16 protein-coding genes and 1 pseudogene are annotated in these 18,356 nt (G+C 58.4%); 11 read left to right on the top strand and 6 right to left on the bottom strand.

Annotated elements, in window-relative coordinates:
- The first annotated feature begins 1,109 nt into the window (after nucleotides 1–1,109).
- From AC1VNY_RS26155 to AC1VNY_RS26115, 9 genes are all read left to right on the top strand, one after another.
- Nucleotides 1,110–1,301: a hypothetical protein gene (locus tag AC1VNY_RS26155; RefSeq protein ID WP_482407358.1), complete on the top strand. Its 192-nt coding sequence runs from the start codon at nucleotides 1,110–1,112 to the stop codon at nucleotides 1,299–1,301.
- A 1,667-nt stretch (nucleotides 1,302–2,968) separates the two neighbouring features.
- On the top strand, nucleotides 2,969–4,627 hold the full coding sequence (locus tag AC1VNY_RS26150; protein WP_482407357.1) for a class I tRNA ligase family protein: 1,659 nt from the start codon (nucleotides 2,969–2,971) through the stop codon (nucleotides 4,625–4,627).
- Nucleotides 4,624–5,838, top strand: coding sequence for an MFS transporter (locus tag AC1VNY_RS26145; protein ID WP_482407356.1), 1,215 nt, complete (start codon nucleotides 4,624–4,626; stop codon nucleotides 5,836–5,838). The genes AC1VNY_RS26150 and AC1VNY_RS26145 overlap by 4 nt, the downstream gene beginning before the upstream one ends.
- A 23-nt stretch (nucleotides 5,839–5,861) precedes the next feature.
- The gene (locus AC1VNY_RS26140) at nucleotides 5,862–7,172 is read left to right on the top strand and encodes a lysine N(6)-hydroxylase/L-ornithine N(5)-oxygenase family protein (RefSeq protein ID WP_482407355.1); all 1,311 of its coding nucleotides are present in this window, start codon (nucleotides 5,862–5,864) and stop codon (nucleotides 7,170–7,172) included.
- A gap of 31 nt (nucleotides 7,173–7,203) precedes the next feature.
- Nucleotides 7,204–7,545 (top strand): cupin domain-containing protein, encoded by a 342-nt coding sequence (locus AC1VNY_RS26135; protein ID WP_194456170.1) that lies wholly within the window; start codon nucleotides 7,204–7,206, stop codon nucleotides 7,543–7,545.
- Entirely contained in the window at nucleotides 7,542–8,609 is a 1,068-nt protein-coding gene (locus AC1VNY_RS26130; protein WP_482407354.1) for an NAD(P)/FAD-dependent oxidoreductase, read from the top strand. Before AC1VNY_RS26135 ends, AC1VNY_RS26130 begins: the two co-directional genes overlap by 4 nt.
- Before the next feature lie 103 nt (nucleotides 8,610–8,712).
- Nucleotides 8,713–9,807, top strand: coding sequence for an alanine racemase (alr, locus tag AC1VNY_RS26125; protein ID WP_482407353.1), 1,095 nt, complete (start codon nucleotides 8,713–8,715; stop codon nucleotides 9,805–9,807).
- A complete protein-coding gene (locus tag AC1VNY_RS26120) occupies nucleotides 9,804–10,532 on the top strand; it encodes a hypothetical protein (RefSeq protein WP_482407352.1) in 729 nt (242 codons plus the stop codon). Before alr ends, AC1VNY_RS26120 begins: the two co-directional genes overlap by 4 nt.
- 358 nt (nucleotides 10,533–10,890) lie before the next feature.
- Nucleotides 10,891–11,103: a hypothetical protein gene (locus AC1VNY_RS26115; RefSeq protein WP_482407351.1), complete on the top strand. Its 213-nt coding sequence runs from the start codon at nucleotides 10,891–10,893 to the stop codon at nucleotides 11,101–11,103.
- 858 nt (nucleotides 11,104–11,961) lie between these two features.
- On the opposite strand, the gene AC1VNY_RS26110 is transcribed toward AC1VNY_RS26115, so the two are convergent.
- The 6 genes and pseudogenes from AC1VNY_RS26110 to AC1VNY_RS26085 all read right to left on the bottom strand — a co-directional run bounded on the left by AC1VNY_RS26110 (nucleotide 11,962) and on the right by AC1VNY_RS26085 (nucleotide 17,438).
- Nucleotides 11,962–12,201, bottom strand: coding sequence for a hypothetical protein (locus AC1VNY_RS26110; RefSeq protein WP_482407350.1), 240 nt, complete (start codon nucleotides 12,199–12,201; stop codon nucleotides 11,962–11,964).
- Nucleotides 12,198–13,850, bottom strand: coding sequence for an IS66 family transposase (gene tnpC, locus AC1VNY_RS26105; protein WP_482407349.1), 1,653 nt, complete (start codon nucleotides 13,848–13,850; stop codon nucleotides 12,198–12,200). The genes AC1VNY_RS26110 and tnpC overlap by 4 nt, the downstream gene beginning before the upstream one ends.
- A 68-nt stretch (nucleotides 13,851–13,918) precedes the next feature.
- Nucleotides 13,919–14,143: pseudogene (tnpB, locus tag AC1VNY_RS26100) on the bottom strand (IS66 family insertion sequence element accessory protein TnpB); the annotation flags it as partial.
- Nucleotides 14,144–14,266: 123 nt separating this feature from the next.
- Complete coding sequence (locus AC1VNY_RS26095; RefSeq protein ID WP_482407348.1) at nucleotides 14,267–15,274, bottom strand: tyrosine-type recombinase/integrase; 1,008 nt, start codon at nucleotides 15,272–15,274, stop codon at nucleotides 14,267–14,269.
- A complete protein-coding gene (locus tag AC1VNY_RS26090) occupies nucleotides 15,271–16,203 on the bottom strand; it encodes a tyrosine-type recombinase/integrase (RefSeq protein WP_482407347.1) in 933 nt (310 codons plus the stop codon). The genes AC1VNY_RS26095 and AC1VNY_RS26090 overlap by 4 nt, the downstream gene beginning before the upstream one ends.
- The gene (locus tag AC1VNY_RS26085) at nucleotides 16,200–17,438 is read right to left on the bottom strand and encodes a tyrosine-type recombinase/integrase (protein WP_482407346.1); all 1,239 of its coding nucleotides are present in this window, start codon (nucleotides 17,436–17,438) and stop codon (nucleotides 16,200–16,202) included. The genes AC1VNY_RS26090 and AC1VNY_RS26085 overlap by 4 nt, the downstream gene beginning before the upstream one ends.
- Before the next feature lie 255 nt (nucleotides 17,439–17,693).
- Here AC1VNY_RS26085 and tnpA point away from each other — a divergent pair, with 255 nt between their 5' ends.
- Both tnpA and tnpB (AC1VNY_RS26075) read left to right on the top strand, forming a co-directional pair.
- The gene (tnpA, locus tag AC1VNY_RS26080) at nucleotides 17,694–18,116 is read left to right on the top strand and encodes an IS66-like element accessory protein TnpA (RefSeq protein ID WP_482407345.1); all 423 of its coding nucleotides are present in this window, start codon (nucleotides 17,694–17,696) and stop codon (nucleotides 18,114–18,116) included.
- On the top strand, nucleotides 18,113–18,244 hold the full coding sequence (gene tnpB / locus AC1VNY_RS26075; RefSeq protein ID WP_482407344.1) for an IS66 family insertion sequence element accessory protein TnpB: 132 nt from the start codon (nucleotides 18,113–18,115) through the stop codon (nucleotides 18,242–18,244). The genes tnpA and tnpB (AC1VNY_RS26075) overlap by 4 nt, the downstream gene beginning before the upstream one ends.
- The last annotated feature ends 112 nt before the right edge of the window (nucleotides 18,245–18,356 follow it).

Raw genomic sequence — 18,356 nt, 5'->3', positions numbered from 1 at the left:
TCACCAACCCTGCCGAGATCTCCGTCTTTCCCGGCGCGGAAACGATGGAGACCTGAAAATCAGGACGTCGCGTTTAGGGGCAACCGGATGTGGGCTCCGAGACTGCCGCTTCAGCATACGGCAACGCGCTGAGATGAAGCCACGCTGACGGTGTGGAGATGTTAGAGGTTCGCTTGATGAAGGGCCGATCTCTTCGAGCGAGAACTTGTGCATTCTTTGCGTGCGGGCGTTGATAGCGGCAATGCGGGCGGAATGTGAGGAGCTTTGCGACAGCGTCATATGCTGGCGCGGGTGCGGTTGACCCGCGATCTGGATTGTCCATGATCGCTGCATGCCAGCATTTGTCTATCAGCGTGTTAAGCACCAGATTGCGAACCAACCCCGCCCTAGATCATCTGCAGCTTCATTACGTCCATGTGAAGGAGCTGGCGAGCGTCATCATCGAGAATTCGTGCTCCGGCACGCCGTGAAGCATTCGGATAGTTTTACGACCTGGAGTCGCGGGCGTCTTCGGCAGCAACCGGCGGGTCGCCGTGGCCTCTGATGTGAAGGCGCATTCCGTTTGAGAATCCATAGATTGCCTGGCATTTGCCAGAACGATGTCGCGAAGGATAGCGGCAAATCGAGCGGCGGTCGCTTTGCCCCGCAGTCCAATAGACAGACTGAGCGTCAGATCGGCGTCCCAGCCTCGTCAGAAGCCAAGTGTGCGGTGGAGGGAGAATCGATCTGCTTCAAGCTCGGCTGATTGGTCCAGAAATATCGTCGCCAAAGCTCCGTTCCGAGCATTCTCGGCGACGGAGTGGAAAACATCTCAGCGTCAGTAGCGGCTAGCGGCGCTGCGCTTGTTCGGAAAGGGAGGCCTCGCGAGATGCCGCTCAGAACCGGCCCGCGCCCTGAGCGTTTCGCGATGATGGCAACCCAGGCACGCATCAACATCTTTCGACGCGCCTACTCAATCCTACAACGGCCGGCTAAGCGGTGTATCCAGTGATCCTTTACAGACCAGACCAGCGCCTGGCACTCGTTCCGTTCGGAAGGTGTGAGCTGTGGCTCGTTTGCACTAGGCGCGGATCTGTAGGAACGTTAGAGACCTTCGTCAGCGAGGCGCGATGAGTGGCGTTGGATATCAGGTTTATTCGAAGAGTGGCAATGGTGCTATCCGGGTCGTCGTTTGCTCCGCAAAGCAAGCTCTCGCCAAGGCAAATGAACTCGCCGAATCTGGAAACGAGATCCTGATCAAGGACCTTGCCGGCAGGGTCCTCGACACGGCGACGATCGTTGAACTCGCCGCGTGCGAATAGATTGCTTATCCCGGCATCGGTGGTTCGGCGGCTATGAGACAAAGCTGTTCGTTCCATCTATTCGTGGGAACGCCTGTGGACCGGAAGGATCGGAACCTCTTCGCCAACGCTTCAATCTCGGGCCGATTGGTCAATGATGGCAGCTCGGCCTGGAAATCGAGAACCGCTCAATCCGCCGGCCAGGTGGAACCAGACTGTTGACAACATCCGGAAGCTTGCTCCGCCGTATCTCGCGAGCCGTCCGAAATTGGCGACGCCCCGGCGCACGGATTGAAGAGGTTCTTGAGCGATCGTTGAGCCATCGTTCACGACGAGACGACCGTTTGACGGGCCCCGGCCTTCCTGTCGTCGTGCGGCGACTCAGAACGTCCAATCACGACATGGCTTTCCTACGCAGCGGCAGAGTGAATTGAAGCGTCGCGGCCGTCTCCTACTTGCGGGCAAATGACAGCCTCCCTCCGTGAGCCTCCATGATTGAACGGCAGATCGAAAGTCCCATTCCAGACCGCTTGATTTAGTGGCGAAGAAGGGATCCAAGACGCGGGCCGTATCATCCTCAGCGATCCCGACGCCACAATCAGCCACACTAAGCTGCACGTATTCTGCACTGTGGCTGAATGAGCGAATGACGGGATAGATCAGATCGCGAAACGGAAGATGTGCAGCTAGCGTTGTTCGATGCTGCTGCGATTTCTGGGGTTCTGCCTCAACATCGCACGCAACGTCCCAACGAGCCAGGCCAATGAGCTCGGCGGCCCAGAGACCTGCAGCGCTCGCGTGTTCCGAAAGACGGGTGCATAGGTGATCCGGCCCGGTATCCCAGAGCCAGTCCGAGGCCGTTTCGGCATAGTAGCGAAATCGCTGCTCGCTTTCCTGCAGTGCTGCAAGCGTGTTTTCCAACCGCTGCCTGGGCGCGTATTGTCCGGTGACATCCACATCCGTTCCAATGATCTCGCTGACCTCTCCGTCGCTACCAACCACGACATACGCAACGGAATGTATGCGCCTCAGCGCTATCGATCCCAGATCAAGGCCTCCGCCTGAACCAGGGATTGCGCGGAATGTTTAGGATGGCACCTCGGCCTGTTGTGCAGGCGTACCCCAGGTTAATTTAATGGTGAGCGATTAGCTGTGACGCGTTGATCCGCGGAAGCAAGCTATGTCCGCACTGGTCGCCGCCCCAAGTCGTCGACATCACCAGCTGGCCGCAGCTGGGGTAACGGTCGCGAAAAAATAGAGATCCCTCTCCCTACGACCGCTCTCATCCGGCTTTACGGGGCCACTTGTGAGCTTTGTGACCAATGTCGGAAAGTTGACGAAACGCCGGCTCTGACAAGCCCCAGAAGCAAGCAATTTCAGTTGGCGCGCCGTTTGCTTCGTTCACGGCGTCAGAACTGATCGCTTCCAAGCAGCGGTTGGCCAGGAGATTACCGATGTTGCGAGTTGAGGTAGAGCGATACGTCGAGTATCCCGCGAAACAGCGTCGTCTGCTCTAAAATCTCAAACAGAACGCTACAGGTCTTCGACGTATGGAGCCCAGTTTGAGATACGCAGTCGGACTGCGTCCATAACCCCATAAGCCGCATGCGCCTTCGTGTCCCAGCGGCGATGTCTGGCACCTGTTTGGATGCTTCCCGATATGTGTTCATAGAAGTCATTGTGCAGCAATGAAAAGAAGTCCAACGATCCCGCGGATAAATGTAGCGAATACGCATCCCGTTGATGTGTATATATCTCCCGTCAACTTGACAGCCAATGGCAGAGCACATCTGGGGCATGCCGCTGGGCCATATCTCAGAATGGATGTTGTGCAGAAGCACCTGAAGAGGGCGGGGCATCATGTTCGTTCTGGACTGACGACTGACGGTTTCGAGAACCATGTCCTGGTCCGAGCGGCTCTTGAGAGCATTGACCCGTCCGCCTTGGCACATGGCTTCCATATCAGAATTGTTGAAGATCTCGCCTCTGTCGGTGTCGTCTTCGATCATTTCGATGATCCAGCGTATGGCCGCAATCTGCAGCGCTTTTCGAAGGTCGGCAACGCGCTGATGGGCGCCTTATCTGCAGCAGGCTCGCTTCGTTTCCTCGCGGGGCGCTTACCAGTGGACGATGCGGATTCTAGTGCCGCACCAGAAGAGCGATTCTGCATTGGAGGCTGGTTTGGTGCAACCTGCCCGGTTTGCCTGGCATCTGCCGGGAGCTTCTTCTGCGAACAGTGTGGACATCATTTTGAGCCAGAGGAAGCGCTGAATCCGGTATCTAGGCGCGGGCGGATCGTCGAATGGCTGGAAAACATTTCCGCGTTCCTTTCAATTTCGGGAAAGGACCTATTTCGACGGACGTGGGACGATACGGCCATCGAATCCAGCTTTCTGGAGATAGGGACACGGTACGTCGCGCGCAAAGGCCAGCAAATGCGCCTGACCGTACCAGGACTACACGGGCTGGCTTGGAATTCACGACATTTCAACAGCCAGCAGATACTGTTTAGCTACTCCTCGTTACTCTACGCTCATTCTATCTATTGCGGTTACAAGGACACGGAGGGCACCCGCAAGCCAAATCCTTTTGCGCGCGAGTCCAATGCGTTCCTCATTGGCGGTACCGGTATCGATAACACAATCCCGATGCTTGTCGGAGTTACTGGATGCGCATTGGGTCAGAACTCGTTCCGCCCATTTGATCGAATTTTTTTCAATCACTTCCTTCGGCTGAACGGTTCGAAGTTCTCTACGAGTCGCGGCCACGTGATCTGGGCAGGCGAAATCGCTCGAATTCCAAATATATCGGTCGACGTCCTCAGAGTGTACCTGTCGGAAATCTGCCCGGAAGAAACCGAGACCGACTTGGTACCAGAGCGCCTGGTCGATCGTTACAACGCGGTTCTCGACAAGATATCCGCGGCAATCGACCGCTGCACGGGGTCGCTAAACACGATGCCGTCTCTCGCTGGATGTCACGTTGATGGTGCGATGATGGTTACGTTGGATCGGCTCTACGAAAAGCAGTGCGCCGCGCTTTCGCTCGACCGTCTGCGGGTATCGCAATCGTCGCGGCCGCTTATCGAATGGGTTGATCATCTTGATGGTTCGCCGGACCATAAGACCGCTTACGCCTGGCTTATGGGATTCAGTATATTGGCCTGGCCGCTGATGCCCAAGATAACAGAAGCCTTATGGCGCTGGCTCGGTCATAGCGGCCATCCAGTTGCCGCACGCGCTTCGACGCCTTCACCTCACCGAAATGGAGGGGCACCGAAGATCGATGGACGCAGGTTGGCGGTCTCAGATATTGAACGATGCCTTCCGGGAAAGATTGCAGCATGACAGTCGCGAACATCGTTCCTGCCGAGAAACTGCCCAGTGCGATCCCGTTAGAAGTGTCCATTCCTTTCATGCTTGGTAGTATCAGTTTGGCGGCGTCCTATGGTTCGAGTTTCTTTCTCGTGGACGCTCTGCGGTCCATTCAACAAAGCGCCACGACCGCCGGAGCCGTTATCTCGACCGGTACGATCGCAACGATACTGTGTTCGCTAATGGTCGGCCGGATCGCGGATTCGCTTGGCTTAATGCGAACTATCACCGTAGCCGCAGTGATGATGGCGGGCGCGATGATGTGTTTCGCATTAGCGTCAACTTTAACGCTCTTCGCTTACGTCGGAGGACTTTTTCTCGGCATTGGGTGGTCCGGCTTCTATATGCTGGCGCCTCTTCAAGTCCTGGGCCACGTGCGGGCCGAAGCCCGCATCAAGTATCTTACCTTGCTATCCGGGTCGCAAATGCTGGGTATCGGACTTGCTTCTCCTCTCGCGCACACCGTCGCGGTGACTGCGGGATCCTACATTGCGGTGTACGCCCTATTTGCGGCTGCATGTCTCGTTGGCGCGACGTTCTTGGAATTCGCCGGTAGGGGGCTGGCGCAAGCTCCTCAGACCAAATTGCCAACCATACGTCTCACCCTGGAGGGCGTGCTAAAAGCGTTCGAATCGAACACGCGATATCCGATCATCATGATCGGCCTTGGGGGATGCGTTTTCGCCGGTCTTTTCACGTTCCAAACGCTCTACGCTGCATCGCGATCACAGTCTGCCGACACATTCTTTCTGGTTTTCACGCTGACAGCCGTCTTCATGCGGTTTGCTGTGGCGCCGGTAATTGGAAGATTTCGCCTTGAACGCGTAGCCGCGGTTCTCATCATATGCACTATCGCGGGGCTATTCATTCTTTTCGTGAATGTAGGCAGTACGGCGAACTACATCTTCGGAACGATGATGTTCGCGCTGGGATACGGTCTCAGCTATTCGACCCTGAACAGTATGGTCGTGTACATTGCTGAAACGGATGGGACATCGTTGGCAATTGCGTCTCAAGTCTTCACGCTCTCCTACTTCATTGGCCTATTCGGATTTCCATACATCGCAGGGCAAATCGTGAAGTTCGGCAGCGTCGATAATCTGCTGATAAGCATGATGATACTTATCGTCGGGAATGCAGTTCTTCTTGTAACTCAAGTTTTCTCGGGCAGCCGAGAACATTGACTGGCTCCTTGTGGGATCATGGGATGCTGAAACACGCCGACAGCTACAACGTCATCGCGATCGGTGCGGGGCCGGCTAATCTGAGTCTGGCAGCGCTCGCGGCTCCAATTCTGGACATTTCGTTGAACGTCCTTGAAAGCTTAGAGAAGGTAAAGTGGCATCCCGGTCTGCTTTTGGCAGGTGCCGTCATGCAAACCAGCCCGCTAAAGGACTTGGTCACACTGGCTGATCCGACAAGTGCATACAGTTTCCTCGCCTACTTGCATGATAAGAAGCGACTTTATCAAGCTATTGTTCGGGGACTGGCCTCTGTTACTCGTAGTGAGTTTGAGGACTATTTGCGCTGGGCTGCGGCGAAGCTGGCGAACATTCAATTCGGCGAGCACGTGAGCGCAGTCGAACTGCGCGGCGAAGCCTTCAATATCACAACGAATTGCCGCAGTTACCAAACCGGTACGATTGTGCTTGGTGTGGGCAGGGTACCGTCTGTTCCTGAGTGGGGCAGGAATGCGCCGCCAAACGAGGTGTTTCACGGGAGTACCCTTCTCCTGCGGCGACGTGAGCTTTCCGGCAAGCGTGTCGTGGTCGTAGGTGGCGGCCAAAGCGGGGCTGAAATCTTCCTTCATCTCCTCGGTGGTGCATGCGGTCCATTGGGAACCCTGACCTGGGTGACGCGCCGCGCAAGCATATTCGCGCTCGAAGACAGTCCTTTCGTCAATGAATGGTTCTTTCCGCAACATGGTGATTGGTTTTTTGACCAGAGTGAAGCCGCCCGGAAGCAAATTCTTGAGCGACAATCGTTGGCGAGCGATGGCGTGAACTGCTCGACGCTGCGCGCCATCTACAATGCGCTGTACGACCGCGAAGTTCATAGACGGTCCTACCCGGCCCACGTAAAGATATACGTGGATACCACGGCAGAGGACTTGCGCGGCATGTCCCCCTTTCGCTTGGATTTGCGTCAGCGGAAGACAGGAACTTGTTCACAACATGTCGCAGACATTGTCGTCTTGGCCACAGGCTACCGCACCGAAATCCCATCGTTCCTGAAACCGATCGCAGGCCGGCTCAAGGTCCTGAATGCCCCAGGTGGCTCTCAAGAGATCGTGGTCAACAAAGAGTTCTCGGCTCGTTTTGACGGTCCCGGAAAGTGCCGCTTGTACGTCCAGAATGGCGCACGCCTTCAACATGGCATCGCTGATACAAATCTAAGCCTGGTTCCTTGGCGCGCTTCGCTGATCCTCAATTCGATCATCGGCCGCGTAGCCTACGATTGCGGGCCGGGAACAGGCGTCATCGAGTGGAGTAGCATTAGCTACGAGGGCTCCTGCTGACCGAACACGGCGTAGTGGTTCGGAGTATACAATGAAGAATGCACAGTTGATGGCGCTGGGCGACAGGACGGTCTATAGCCCCGGTGTAGTCTTGCAGCACGTTGAAGAAATCGGCGAGTCCGGGACCCCTTGTCCCGTCGAGCTCATCGAATTTCGGCTGGATCCGTTCGCTGTGTCGACGCCTCATTCTCATTCTTCCTGCGAGATCTGGCGCATCACGAGCGGCCAAGGTCGGGTGATAACTGACGATGGAGAGTTGGCCATCAAGGCAGGCGATCTGGTGTTTCTGCAGCCACATCGAACCCATTATTTGGAAAATCGCGGCAGCGAAATTCTGTGCGCTTTGTCTATCGCTTGGGAGGGAGCTCGATGACCGACAGCATTTACGACCTGGCGGTCATTGGCGCCGGCGTCATGGGCCTGAGTGCCGCCTTCATTGCAGCGAACAGCCGGCCGCGGGATAGAATCGTCATCTTCGATCGAGAGACCGTGGGGGCAGGTGCCAGTGGGTTTGCCCCCGGAATCCAAATCAACATCGGTCGTAATGAAAAGGAAAGAAGCCTCCTCAATCGTGGTTCAAGGATTTGGCGAGAGATCTATCCCCATGGGCAATGGCCCGGCGGCCGAGACTGCGACGTATTTTGGTTGACGCGTGATCCGGAAGAACTCACGCGAACGAGCTGTGTGGTTGGTACCGCCCCATCGACTTCTTTCGCGCTCAGGGAGAGACTTTTATCACTGCCGCAATTTGTGGTTCCCGGCGATATGGTCGTGGCACTGGATCGGGGGTCTTACTGCCCAGTCAATTCCATTGTTCGGGACCTTTCCCTACGGCTCAAGGCCGTCGGGACTTCGATACGGGAGCGCACATCGATTGCACGGATACGGCAGAGGCCGAGCCATATTCGTCTTCGGACATCTGATGATAGCGAACTCTCGGCGAGGCGGGCCGTTCTGGCAATCGGTCCATGGCTGCCAGAGTCACCCTTGCGCGCGCATTTCGCGGAGGGGCCGCGATGGCGAGTCAAAAAGATCGTCGCGCTTCACTTGGCGGCGCGCCCTACAACGAACTGTCCAATGGTCGGCTTGTTCGATGACTATGCGTTCCTGGTTCCTATGATTGAGGAGGGGTATTGGTTGTTCAGTTTCACCTCGCAAGAATGGGATGTGAGACCTGACCCCGGCGGGCTGCACGTCAGTTCGGATGATCTCGCGCGCGCCACCGCAATCCTCGCAAAATGGTTTTCCCCTGACATCCCCACCGTGGTATCAGCGCGTGTGTTCTGCGACTGCTATTCTGACGATGGGGTCCCGTTCTCTCGTCCAGCTCAAGATGTCGCCGGACTGTATGTCATTGGCGGCGGTGCAGGTAACGGGTTTCGTTTTGGGCCCGCGTGCGCGGAAGAGGCAATTCGATCGCTGTATTCTCACCATTGATAGTCGTCGGCGTGCCGTGATGAGAAGACATGTGCCGATTGGTCTCGAAGACCATCCCTATCATAAACTTGTAGATGCCGTTCGCGAGACGTCGAGATCGACCATGATTGTTGATCTCAGCGCAATTGAAGCCAACTATCGGAAGTGCCAGGCGCTTGCGCCTCGCAGCGCTTGCGGCGCCGTCGTCAAGGCTGATGCCTACGGTCTTGGCGCGACACGTATAGCGCCCTTCCTGGCTTCCCTCGGCTGCGTGCATTTTTTCGTCGCTGATGTGGAGGAGGGCGTTGCCTTGCGCGAGGTGCTGCCATCATCCGCGAGGATCTATATGCTCTACGGCGCTATGCCGGGCATGGAGCTGGCGGCCGAGCAGCGCAATTTGCTGCCGATCCTCAACAGCAGGGAACAATTGGAGGCCTGGCTTCGGCATTGCCGACTTCGCAATCGTGCGCTGCCAGCAGGAATTCATGTCGACACTGGCCTTTCTCGATTGGGGTTTTCCATTGATGAATTACGCGCAATCGTCGAAAATAGAAACGGATTATCTGAATTGCCTGTCGTGCTGTTCATGAGTCAGCTCGCCTGTGCAGAGTGGCGAAACGAGATCTGTCTCCAACAACTGAATCGGTTTCGCAGACTTTCCCATTTGTTCCCGAATGCGATTCTTTCGCTATCGAATTCGGCCGGACTGTTCGCCGGACGTGAGTTTCATTTTGACCTCGTAAGATCGGGTGGAGGAATTTTCGGCTTCTCGGCGTCCGATGATCCCGATTTCAAGCCAATGCAAGTTGTTCATCTGCGAACGCAAATTATTCAATGCCGTAAAGTCGAGCATGGGGAAGCGATTGGATACTTCAGGTCCTACACAGTAAAGAAGCAAATGCGGGTCGCGACCGCCGCGATTGGTTATGCTGATGGATTTCCGCGTACTCTGGGTAATCGAGGGCATGTCTTCATATATGGTCGTCGTGCGCCTATCGTCGGCTTCGTTTCGATGGACCTTATCACCATTGACGTAACTGACCTGCCCGAGAGTTGGACGCCGCCCGGTACGGTGGTGGATCTCATCTGCCCCGAGCAGACCGTCGGGGATATGGCGTCGGCCGCGAAAATGCTGAGCGACGAATTGACCACGGCGATGGGACGACGATGCCGCAGGCTTTACGTCTCATCCGCGCGAGATGATATGAGGCACCAGTGAACTCCTCCGCGTTCCGATCCCAGCAAGTCAATCGAGCGATCTATCTAGGCAATGAAGGCGTACGTCTCATGCGTCCGAGCTATTTCACTGCCGAGGTGCGTCAGTTTCATCATCGCGAGAGACTGTTTTACCTCGATCTCCTGTGCGCGACCCAGTACCAGTTGATCATAGAAGTTGGTTGTAGCGGCTACCGCCTTATCGGCATAAAAAACGATGACAATGATTATCTTGGCATCGAAATAAATCCACCTCGTATGCGCCGGTTAAAGAGCAGGAGAGGAGCGGTTATCCGCTGCGAGGCCAGAAAATTCTTCAAAAGAATGCGGCTAATCGAAGAGATAATGCGCCGATATGATGGAAAGGTGCTTTGCATACTGCCGTTTAATTTTATTGGCACGATGGACGCGCCGATGGAATTTCTGTCGCTGGTCTGCAAAGCGCCTTTTGATCTAGCTTTGTCGCTCTTTTCGACGAGCGATACGGCAACGGTGGCTCGCCACGAATACTATGACCTTTGTGGTATTACCATTCAGGAGGTGGTGCGCACGGATGACTATGTTCGATTAGATTGCTCCAACGGTTTTCAGGCATTCGCTTTCGATCCGGTCTTTCTGGTGAACCGCATATCCTCGTATGGCTTCCGCTTGAACGAGATAGAATATCATGATGTCTGTAACTTCCTTCATTTCAAAAAGGGGCATCCTGAAATGAGGGCGGCAGGATAATGAGGGAGCAGGACTAATGCCAACCGAGCTCAGAGACAGATATTAGGTATCGACGCCAGCCGGATCACTAGAAAGCAAGCAGCACGGAAAGCCACGGCTAGTTGCATAGGCCGACACCATTAGGCAACGAAAGGCTTACAACAAGCCAAGCCGACACCTGCGACACGCGCCGGGCGGGGAGCTCCAATCCGCAGTTTCTTTCGGCTTCGTCGCTGTTGCCTAGATGAAGCGGAAATCGTCCCTCCGAGCCTTGGCATTCGGAGAGCAAAGCACCCTGTTCGGCTTTCTTGGGACTGTGTCGTCCAAGTCACCAAAGGGCTGGGGCTTCGGCCTATGTTGACCCGGAGCGAGGACTTCCATGTACGATGTCTACTTGAACGAACGGAACGACCTTCTCGTCGTTCCTCGAGGCAATTCCATTCCGATCGATCTCAACAGGAACTGGCGGAAGAAACGTGTCGTGCGCTCGGTTAGCGAGCAAATCCGCGAAGATGTCCGGATCTACGGCTACCATCGGCGAAAGTTGCCGCTAGGTCGTTCGATGAAAACCTTAGCTAACAAGCTAGCTTGATCCACAAACAACAAGCGATCGGCAAACAAATTGCCAGCGTTTTATTTCCGGACCGATTGGCGCGCCGAGAGCACCGAGCCTCTTTCTGGGCCGGCAAGCGATCGCCTACCACACGCGGGACTTGACTTCAATCCGAGCGACTTCTGCGCCGCAGTGGTTCGCACGGTATATCCGTGTTTGAAACCATGCCGCGACGGGAGCCAATTTGGGAACAGCGGGTGTGGAGTCCCGTTCAGCAGCCTCCGTTAAAATCCAGCCGAAGCAGTTCCCGAAATCAGATAAGGCATCTGCGTCGAAAACTTAAGCGATCGCGGCTCGAGGGCGACAATGACCAGCAGCTTTGCGGGCTATTTGGCTTCGTTCCGCTCTCGCAAACCAAAGTAATAGGATGGTGAGGCCGAAAATCCAGTTCGGAGTCTCTAAAACGGAACCAGTGGGCAACTGAGGAGTTCGAGATTATGATACCTGGGCGGCCGGGCCCGGTGGCGATTTCTTCGCTGAGATTCACACGCGTTATTATTCGAAATTCGATTCTAATGATGCGGGCATAGGGCGGGTAATTTTCATCTCGTATTGTTCAGCCATATTTCGGCTGCTGATTTCGGCGACGAGCGGCCGCGACCTCAGCTCGGCCCCAGCTTGAACCTCTCGCCGGGGCCGCTTCTGCATGAAACCTAATTGATGCGTTGTGGCTGACCGGGCACTGCTCGAGAGTCTTGTTGGCTCCGACGGCGGATAGATCGCCCGTGCCGGAAGAACATTCTAGTAACGACCGTTGCCGTGACGCATCGTTTCTTGGCGATCGAGAATTCTAGATCAGCGATGTACTCTGCGTATCCATTCGGCGTAGGCCGCAGGTCACCGCTTCAGCAGTCCAGGGTTTTCCTTGTAGAACTTGATAAGCTCGATCAGGTTCTCGATTCCGAAGTCGGTGAACGCCTGGACGCCGTCTTCTCCGACGCCATGGACCCAGATTACGCCATCCTCGATCTCCATTTCGATGGCGATGTCCCACAGCCAATCTTCGTCTTCGCCGAGGTCCTTGGCGACCTGGGCAATGGTGGTGACGTGATGGACCTTGTTGACGTGGGTGGTCATGCCGCTGCTCGAGCAGAGAGCGCTGATGCCGGCGTCCAATTCCAGGGCAGCAGTTCGTCCAGCCGGTGAGCCGGGTGGGCAGCGATGCGAGCGAGAACATCCGCCAGCCAGGCTTGCGGGTCGATGCCGTTCATCTTGGCGGTGACGATCAGGCTGTACATGGCCGCCGCACGCCGTCCGCCGCGATCAGAGCCGCAGAACAACCAGGACTTTCGCCCCAGAGCGATACCTCTTAGGCCTCGTTCGGCGGCATTGTTGGACAGACATACCCGTCCATCATCGAGGAACAGGGTGAAGCTCGCCCAGCGCTTCAGGATGTAGTTGAACGCCTTGGTCAGGTCGTGCCCACGGGAGAGTTTGGCGAGCTGTTCTCTCATGTAGACTTGAAGATCGTCGACCAGGGGCCGGCTCAGCGCCTGCCGTACCTGAAGGCGATCCTCGGGACTCCTGCCATTAATGGAGCGCTCGATCTCGAACAGCGCATCGATCCGCCTCACGACCTCGATCGCGATCGGCGAGAGCGGGATCTCCTTCTTGCCGGCGGCCTTGCGCCGGGCATTCTCTTCGATGTCGGCCATGGCAAAGAACGGGCGCCGTCCGTGTGACCAGCAGGCAGCCTCCCGGATTGGGCCTGGCTGGCGTCCCGCTAGATAGAGCTGGTTGTACCCATCATAGGCATCGGCCTGCAGGATGCCGGCATATCGGGCCAGATGCCCCCGGGGATGCTCGCCCTTGCGGTCGCGGGAGTAATAGAACATCGCCGCCGGCGGCCCCGCGCCGCCAAACGGCCGGTCGTTCCGGACGTAGATCCAGCATCGCGCCGTATCGGTCTTGCCCTTGGCCAGTACGGGCACGGTCGTATCATCGGCATGCAGGCGCTCGGCCGCCATGACATGGGCTTCGACCAGGCGCAGGAGGGGATCCAGCGACGCACAGACCGATCCCACGGCGTCCGCCATGGTCGACAGCGCGATCGGCACGCCTTCCAGGACGTAGCGCTCCGCCTGGCGGTTTAAGGGCTGATGTTGGCCGAACTTCTCGAACATGATCATGGCCAACAGACTCGGGCCGGCCCATCCGCGGGCGACGGCATGGAACGGCGCCGCCGTCTGGCTGATCTTCTCGCAGTCGCGGCAGGAGAACTTCTCCCGGACCGTCTCGATCACCTTCCACTGGCGCGGTACCACTTCCAGTGTCCGAGTTACGTCCTCGCCGAGCTTGCGCAGGCGAGTGCCCCCGCAACACTCGCAAGCCGTTGGCCCATCGATCACCACCCGCTCCCGGGGAAGATTTTCGGGGAAGGTCTGGCGCTCGGCGCGCTTGCGCGTAAATCCGCGCACCGCCGTCGCCTTGGCCACGGCCCGTTCCGCCGCAAGCTCGTCCTCGGTGGCGTCGGCTTCCAGCTCTTCGAACGTCAGCGCCAGCTGTTCGATCAGCCGCGCCGAACGCTCCGATCGTTGCCCATAGATCTGATGCTTCAGCTTAGCGATCTGCAGCTTCTGCTGGGCAATCAGCGCCTCGTCTTCCGACGCTTTCGCGCGGGCGACCGCGAGCTCGGCGGCGATCTCAAAACCCTTCATGCGCTCGGCCGCCAACGCCTCTTTCAGGGCGGCAACGTCATCCGGAGCAGCGTCGCGATCAGCATTCATGCGACACAGTGAATCACAAGTTGGACGCGATGGGACTCCTTAAAAAGCTGAAGGCCGCAGATATTTGCTCAACCCGCGCTCCGCGGCCGCCAGCTCAGTTGCGGATTCCGCCAGTCGATGCCTTCGAGCATGTAGGCCATCTGGGCCGCCGAGATCGATACCGCACCGTCCGACGCCGAAGGCCAGATAAACTTGCCGCGGTCCAAACGCTTGGCATAGAGCGACATGCCCAACCCATCATGCCAAAGGATCTTGACCAGATCGCCGCTCCGCCCCCGGAAGATATAGAGATCGCCCGCATGGGGTTATGTTGCACGCAACATAACCGTTCTTATGTGTCGGATGAGATTATGTGGCGGAGGCGCCCTAACGCCAGCCAGGGCCGACTACGCCCGGATTCCTCCGCCACATAATAATCAGATGCTGTCCAGCAGTTGCAGGACAGCGTCGTTCGGCCGGAAGCGCGTGCCGCGGTCGCCTGCAACGCCCGCCTTCTCGAGTCCCCGGCGCATCATCTCGACATCCGCAGCGGCGTAGCGGTGGGTTGTGGCGACCTGGGCATGGCCAAGCCAAGCCTGGATCGTCAGGAGGTCCACGCCGGACCGGAGAAGCTTCATGGCGAGGGAATGCCGGAAGATGTGCGGCGATATCGGCTTGCCCTCCAAGCTTGGCCTGGTGGACCCGGCCTGGGAGGCGGCACGCCGCACGATGTGTGTCGCGCCGAAACGCGTCAGGCGCTCGTTGTGGACCCCGACGAAGATCGGCCGCGGTTCATGATTGGCGAGGCCGCGTTCGCTCAATAGGTCCGTCAGCGATCGCACCAGATCCTTAGGAATGGGAACGACGCGATCTCGGCGTCCCTTGCCGTGAAGCAGCACCTGCGGGCGTCCTCGCTCCAACTGAAGGTCGTTCGCGTTGACGCCGGTCGCTTCGGACACGCGAGCGCCGGTTCTCGCCAAGAAGAGCAGAAAGGCCCGGTCGCGCCGGCCGCGAGGCGTCGTCTGATCAGGAGCTGCGATGATGGCCTCTACCTCGGCGTTGGTGAGGTGGTGCGTCACCTCGATGTGGGCCCGTTTGGTGGGGATCGTCAGAACCCGTTGGGCGACGCCGAACGAGGCGGGATCGGCGGCGGCGACGTGATGGAAGAAGGATCGGATCGCGGCTAGTCGGGCGTTGCGCGTTGCGACGGAGTTGTTCCGCTTCTCCTCAAGCTCGTCAAGAAAGGCGAGAACAAGGTCCCGATCGAGATCCTCAAGGGCCAGCGCCGCCGGCTTCTTCCCCAAACGGGCGGCGGCAAAGAGGATCAGCATGCGCAAGGCATCGCGATAGCTGGCTAAGGTCGCGGTGGTCGCGTTGCGCTGTTTGGTCAACCGGCGACGAAAGTACGACTCCAGGAGCGGCGCCAGCAGGAGGTGCTCGTTCATGCCGCGCCTCCGTCGAGGAAGGCGCGCTCAGCCGCGATGGCGAGGAGATCCGACGAGCCGGTGAGGTAGTAGGCTGTGTCGCTATAGTTGGCGTGGCCGAGGTAGGTGGCGAGTAAGGGCAGCAGCGCTTGGACGTCTGCGCGCTGTTGGTGCCACAGCCTGAGCCTGGTCACCGCGAACCGGTGCCGGAGATCGTGCGGTCGCAGAGGCTTGCCCTTGTCAAGACCCGCGAGCTTGCGGGCCTTAGCGAAGTTGCTTTGCAGGCCGGTCGCCGACAGACGGCAGCCTCGCGAGCTGAGGAAGAAGGCCTCGCCTTTGGGCCTGGGAAACACGGTGTCGCGCTCACAGGCGTATCGACGAAGGGCTGCCTGGGTCGTTGGGTGAACAGGAATCAGGCGGTCTTTACGGAACTTGGTTTTACGGACGAGGACGACCCCGTTGGTCAGATCGACGTCGCCGCGATCAAGGCTGACCACTTCGCCCGATCGTAGCCCCGTGCTGGCCAACAATCCGATCAGCGTCGCCATCGTGTGGCCCCTGAGAGGGCTCCCTGGCGAAATGAAGCTGCATGCGTCGATAAGCGACGCCAGCTCAGCCTCACTTAGGATGCGCGGCGGCGGAATCGCCCTGGACCGCGGGAAAGCTTTGCGCTCCAAGACCTCGGTCTGGGGGGCGTAGACGACCAGGTACTCGTAGAATCGGCGGAGCACGCCGTGACGGACCGCGCGGCTGTCGGCGGCGCCACCGAACGACAGGACGAAGTCCAGCGCCATCGTCCGGGTGGCGGGCGCACCCAGCTGAGATCGCTCGACGTAGCGAACGAAAGCCCGCAGTGTGCCGGCTTGCTTGTTGAAGGCGTAGCCGAGGGAGCGGCGCAACTCGATGTAGCGCTCGACCTTGTCGCCGAGGAATGCGGCGAAGGCGGTCATGCGGCGCCTCCCGGAAAGGGGAGCGCGACCTCAGCGAGCTGCGAGGCCGCGACCTTCACGTACAGCGCCGTCGTGTTGATGCTTTGGTGCCCAAGAAGATCAGCGACCTCGTTAATCGGCCTTCGTCGCCCGACGAGCTGCGTGGCTAGACTGTGGCGCAGGAGATGCGCGCCTGCGACGCGACCGAGCTCGATCCCACCATGCTGCAACCGCTTCCGCACGATCCTCGAAACAGACGACGCGTATTTGAACGGTCCCACGGGCGGCGTGAAGGACAGGAACAGATGCGGACTATCGACCTTCGGTCGAGCCCGCAGGATGTAGTCGGCGAGCGCGACGCCGGTCTCCTCGAGGAGCGGGGCCACTCGGTCACGCTTGCCCTTGGTGCGCCGGACAAAAACCTCGCCAGCTCGCCAGTCGATATCCCGGAGCTGAAGAGCGCGCAGCTCGCCGTTGCGAATGCCTGTGGTGGCGAGCAACAACAGGACGGCTCGATCGCGAAGGTCGATCGGCGTCGCCTTGCCGATCGCATCGATGGCGCGGCGAACATCATCCCACGAAAGCCGGGGCGGTAAATGCGCCAGTCGCCAATATGGCGTTCTTGGAACGACGGGAGCCAGATCCTGCTCGTGGTGGCCATCCCAATGCAGAAAGCGGAGAAACGTTCGGATGTGAGAGATCGCCGCCGTGCGAGTGCCGGAGGTCGCTGAGAGCGACAGCCGATACTCAACAGCGGCAAGGACATGCTCTGCCGTCAACGCCTCGAGGTCTTGGCCAGGATGGCGATGGCGGAGCCAATCCAGAAAGCGCCGTGCGCCCAAGAGAACGCCATCGCGGGACCTTGGCTCAAGGCCTCGTACCCTGCTCAGATAGTCAGAAAAGGAGCGCAAAAGCGGAGCGTCCGGATCATCGACTACGATGGGCGTCGAAGCAATGAATCGTTCGGGCGCCACCCGTCGCGCGTGTTGGATCGCAGACACTGCCGCAATCCGCGGTGAGTCCGTGGTGAATGTGCATAGATAGCTATCGACGATAGCTTCGCCGATCGGCCGTGAACCGCAATGTGCCGCAGCAAAACGGCCGAACCGCGCGATCCGGCTCAGATAAAGCTTAGCGGATGCTTGCTTGTAACCGAGCGAGAAAAAGTGCCCCGCGATGCGATCCATCTCGGCGCCGAGCGCCCCGTCACGAAGGCGTTTAAGCACCCCGCGGTACGAAAAATAGAACTCGAGCATTGTGCCCCTCCGGCGTTACGGCGCAGGGGGATCCCGCGTCCGCACGAGGGGCACGAAATATTATGTGGCGGAGGAATCCAGCCGTGGCCGGCCCTGGCTGGCGTTAGGGCGCCTCCGCCACATAATCTCATCCGACACATAAGAACGGTTATGTTGCACGCAACATAACCGTTCGACGGTGCGCTTTATGTGTTCCGTATCCCTCCGGGGGAGACCGCCTTGCCGAGTGAGGTGGCAACGTGAAGACATAGGCGCATGACTGACTATATGCCTATGCCGAAGGTTTCCCAACTTGAAGTCGTCTCGACGGGCGCACGGCGCCGTTGGACTTTGGAGGAGAAGCAGCGGATCGTTGCCGAGAGCTACAGCGGGCCACGATTGGTGTCGGTAACGGCACGTCGCAACGGATTGTCGACGAGCCAATTGTTCACGTGGCGCCGGCTGGCGCGCGACGGCCGGCTGGCGGAGGACGCGGTGCCTGCGCTTGTACCCGTGGAGATCACCTCTACGCCAGCTTCGGCATCGACGTGCGCGCCGCAGGTGCCGTCTTCACCGCCTGCGCAGCGCGCGAGGGTCGGAATCATCGAGATCGAGCTTGGTGGTTGCCGCGTGCGGGTAGATCGTGACGTGGACACTGAGGCGCTACAGCGGGTTCTCGAGCTCCTGCGACGCCGATGATCCCGATCCCGAGCGGCGTCAGGGTCTGGATCGCCACTGGCCACACCGATATGCGTCGCGGCATGCGAAGCTTGGCTCTCACAGTGCAGGAAAGCCTGAAGCGGGATCCTCATTTATGTGTCGGATGAGATTATGTGGCGGAGGCGCCCTAACGCCAGCCAGGGCCGGCCACGGCTGGATTCCTCCGCCACATAATATTTCGTGCCCCTCGTGCGGACGCGGGATCCCCCTGCGCCGTAA

This window comes from Bradyrhizobium ferriligni, from assembly GCF_056837965.1.
The sequence above is the reverse complement of the archived record's forward strand: the minus strand, read 5'-3'. Positions and strand labels throughout refer to the sequence as shown.

What these genes read in the sequence shown, in the direction of transcription:
- AC1VNY_RS26155 (WP_482407358.1), top strand. Translation starts at nt 1,110, where the DNA reads ATGAGTGGCGTTGGATATCAGGTTTATTCGAAGAGTGGCAATGGTGCT.
- AC1VNY_RS26150 (WP_482407357.1), top strand. Translation starts at nt 2,969, where the DNA reads ATGAAAAGAAGTCCAACGATCCCGCGGATAAATGTAGCGAATACGCAT.
- AC1VNY_RS26145 (WP_482407356.1), top strand. Translation starts at nt 4,624, where the DNA reads ATGACAGTCGCGAACATCGTTCCTGCCGAGAAACTGCCCAGTGCGATC.
- AC1VNY_RS26140 (WP_482407355.1), top strand. Translation starts at nt 5,862, where the DNA reads ATGCTGAAACACGCCGACAGCTACAACGTCATCGCGATCGGTGCGGGG.
- AC1VNY_RS26135 (WP_194456170.1), top strand. Translation starts at nt 7,204, where the DNA reads ATGAAGAATGCACAGTTGATGGCGCTGGGCGACAGGACGGTCTATAGC.
- AC1VNY_RS26130 (WP_482407354.1), top strand. Translation starts at nt 7,542, where the DNA reads ATGACCGACAGCATTTACGACCTGGCGGTCATTGGCGCCGGCGTCATG.
- alr (WP_482407353.1), top strand. Translation starts at nt 8,713, where the DNA reads ATGATTGTTGATCTCAGCGCAATTGAAGCCAACTATCGGAAGTGCCAG.
- AC1VNY_RS26115 (WP_482407351.1), top strand. Translation starts at nt 10,891, where the DNA reads ATGTACGATGTCTACTTGAACGAACGGAACGACCTTCTCGTCGTTCCT.
- AC1VNY_RS26110 (WP_482407350.1), bottom strand. Translation starts at nt 12,201, where the DNA reads ATGACCACCCACGTCAACAAGGTCCATCACGTCACCACCATTGCCCAG.
- tnpC (WP_482407349.1), bottom strand. Translation starts at nt 13,850, where the DNA reads ATGAATGCTGATCGCGACGCTGCTCCGGATGACGTTGCCGCCCTGAAA.
- AC1VNY_RS26095 (WP_482407348.1), bottom strand. Translation starts at nt 15,274, where the DNA reads ATGAACGAGCACCTCCTGCTGGCGCCGCTCCTGGAGTCGTACTTTCGT.
- AC1VNY_RS26090 (WP_482407347.1), bottom strand. Translation starts at nt 16,203, where the DNA reads ATGACCGCCTTCGCCGCATTCCTCGGCGACAAGGTCGAGCGCTACATC.
- AC1VNY_RS26085 (WP_482407346.1), bottom strand. Translation starts at nt 17,438, where the DNA reads ATGCTCGAGTTCTATTTTTCGTACCGCGGGGTGCTTAAACGCCTTCGT.
- tnpA (WP_482407345.1), top strand. Translation starts at nt 17,694, where the DNA reads ATGACTGACTATATGCCTATGCCGAAGGTTTCCCAACTTGAAGTCGTC.
- tnpB (WP_482407344.1), top strand. Translation starts at nt 18,113, where the DNA reads ATGATCCCGATCCCGAGCGGCGTCAGGGTCTGGATCGCCACTGGCCAC.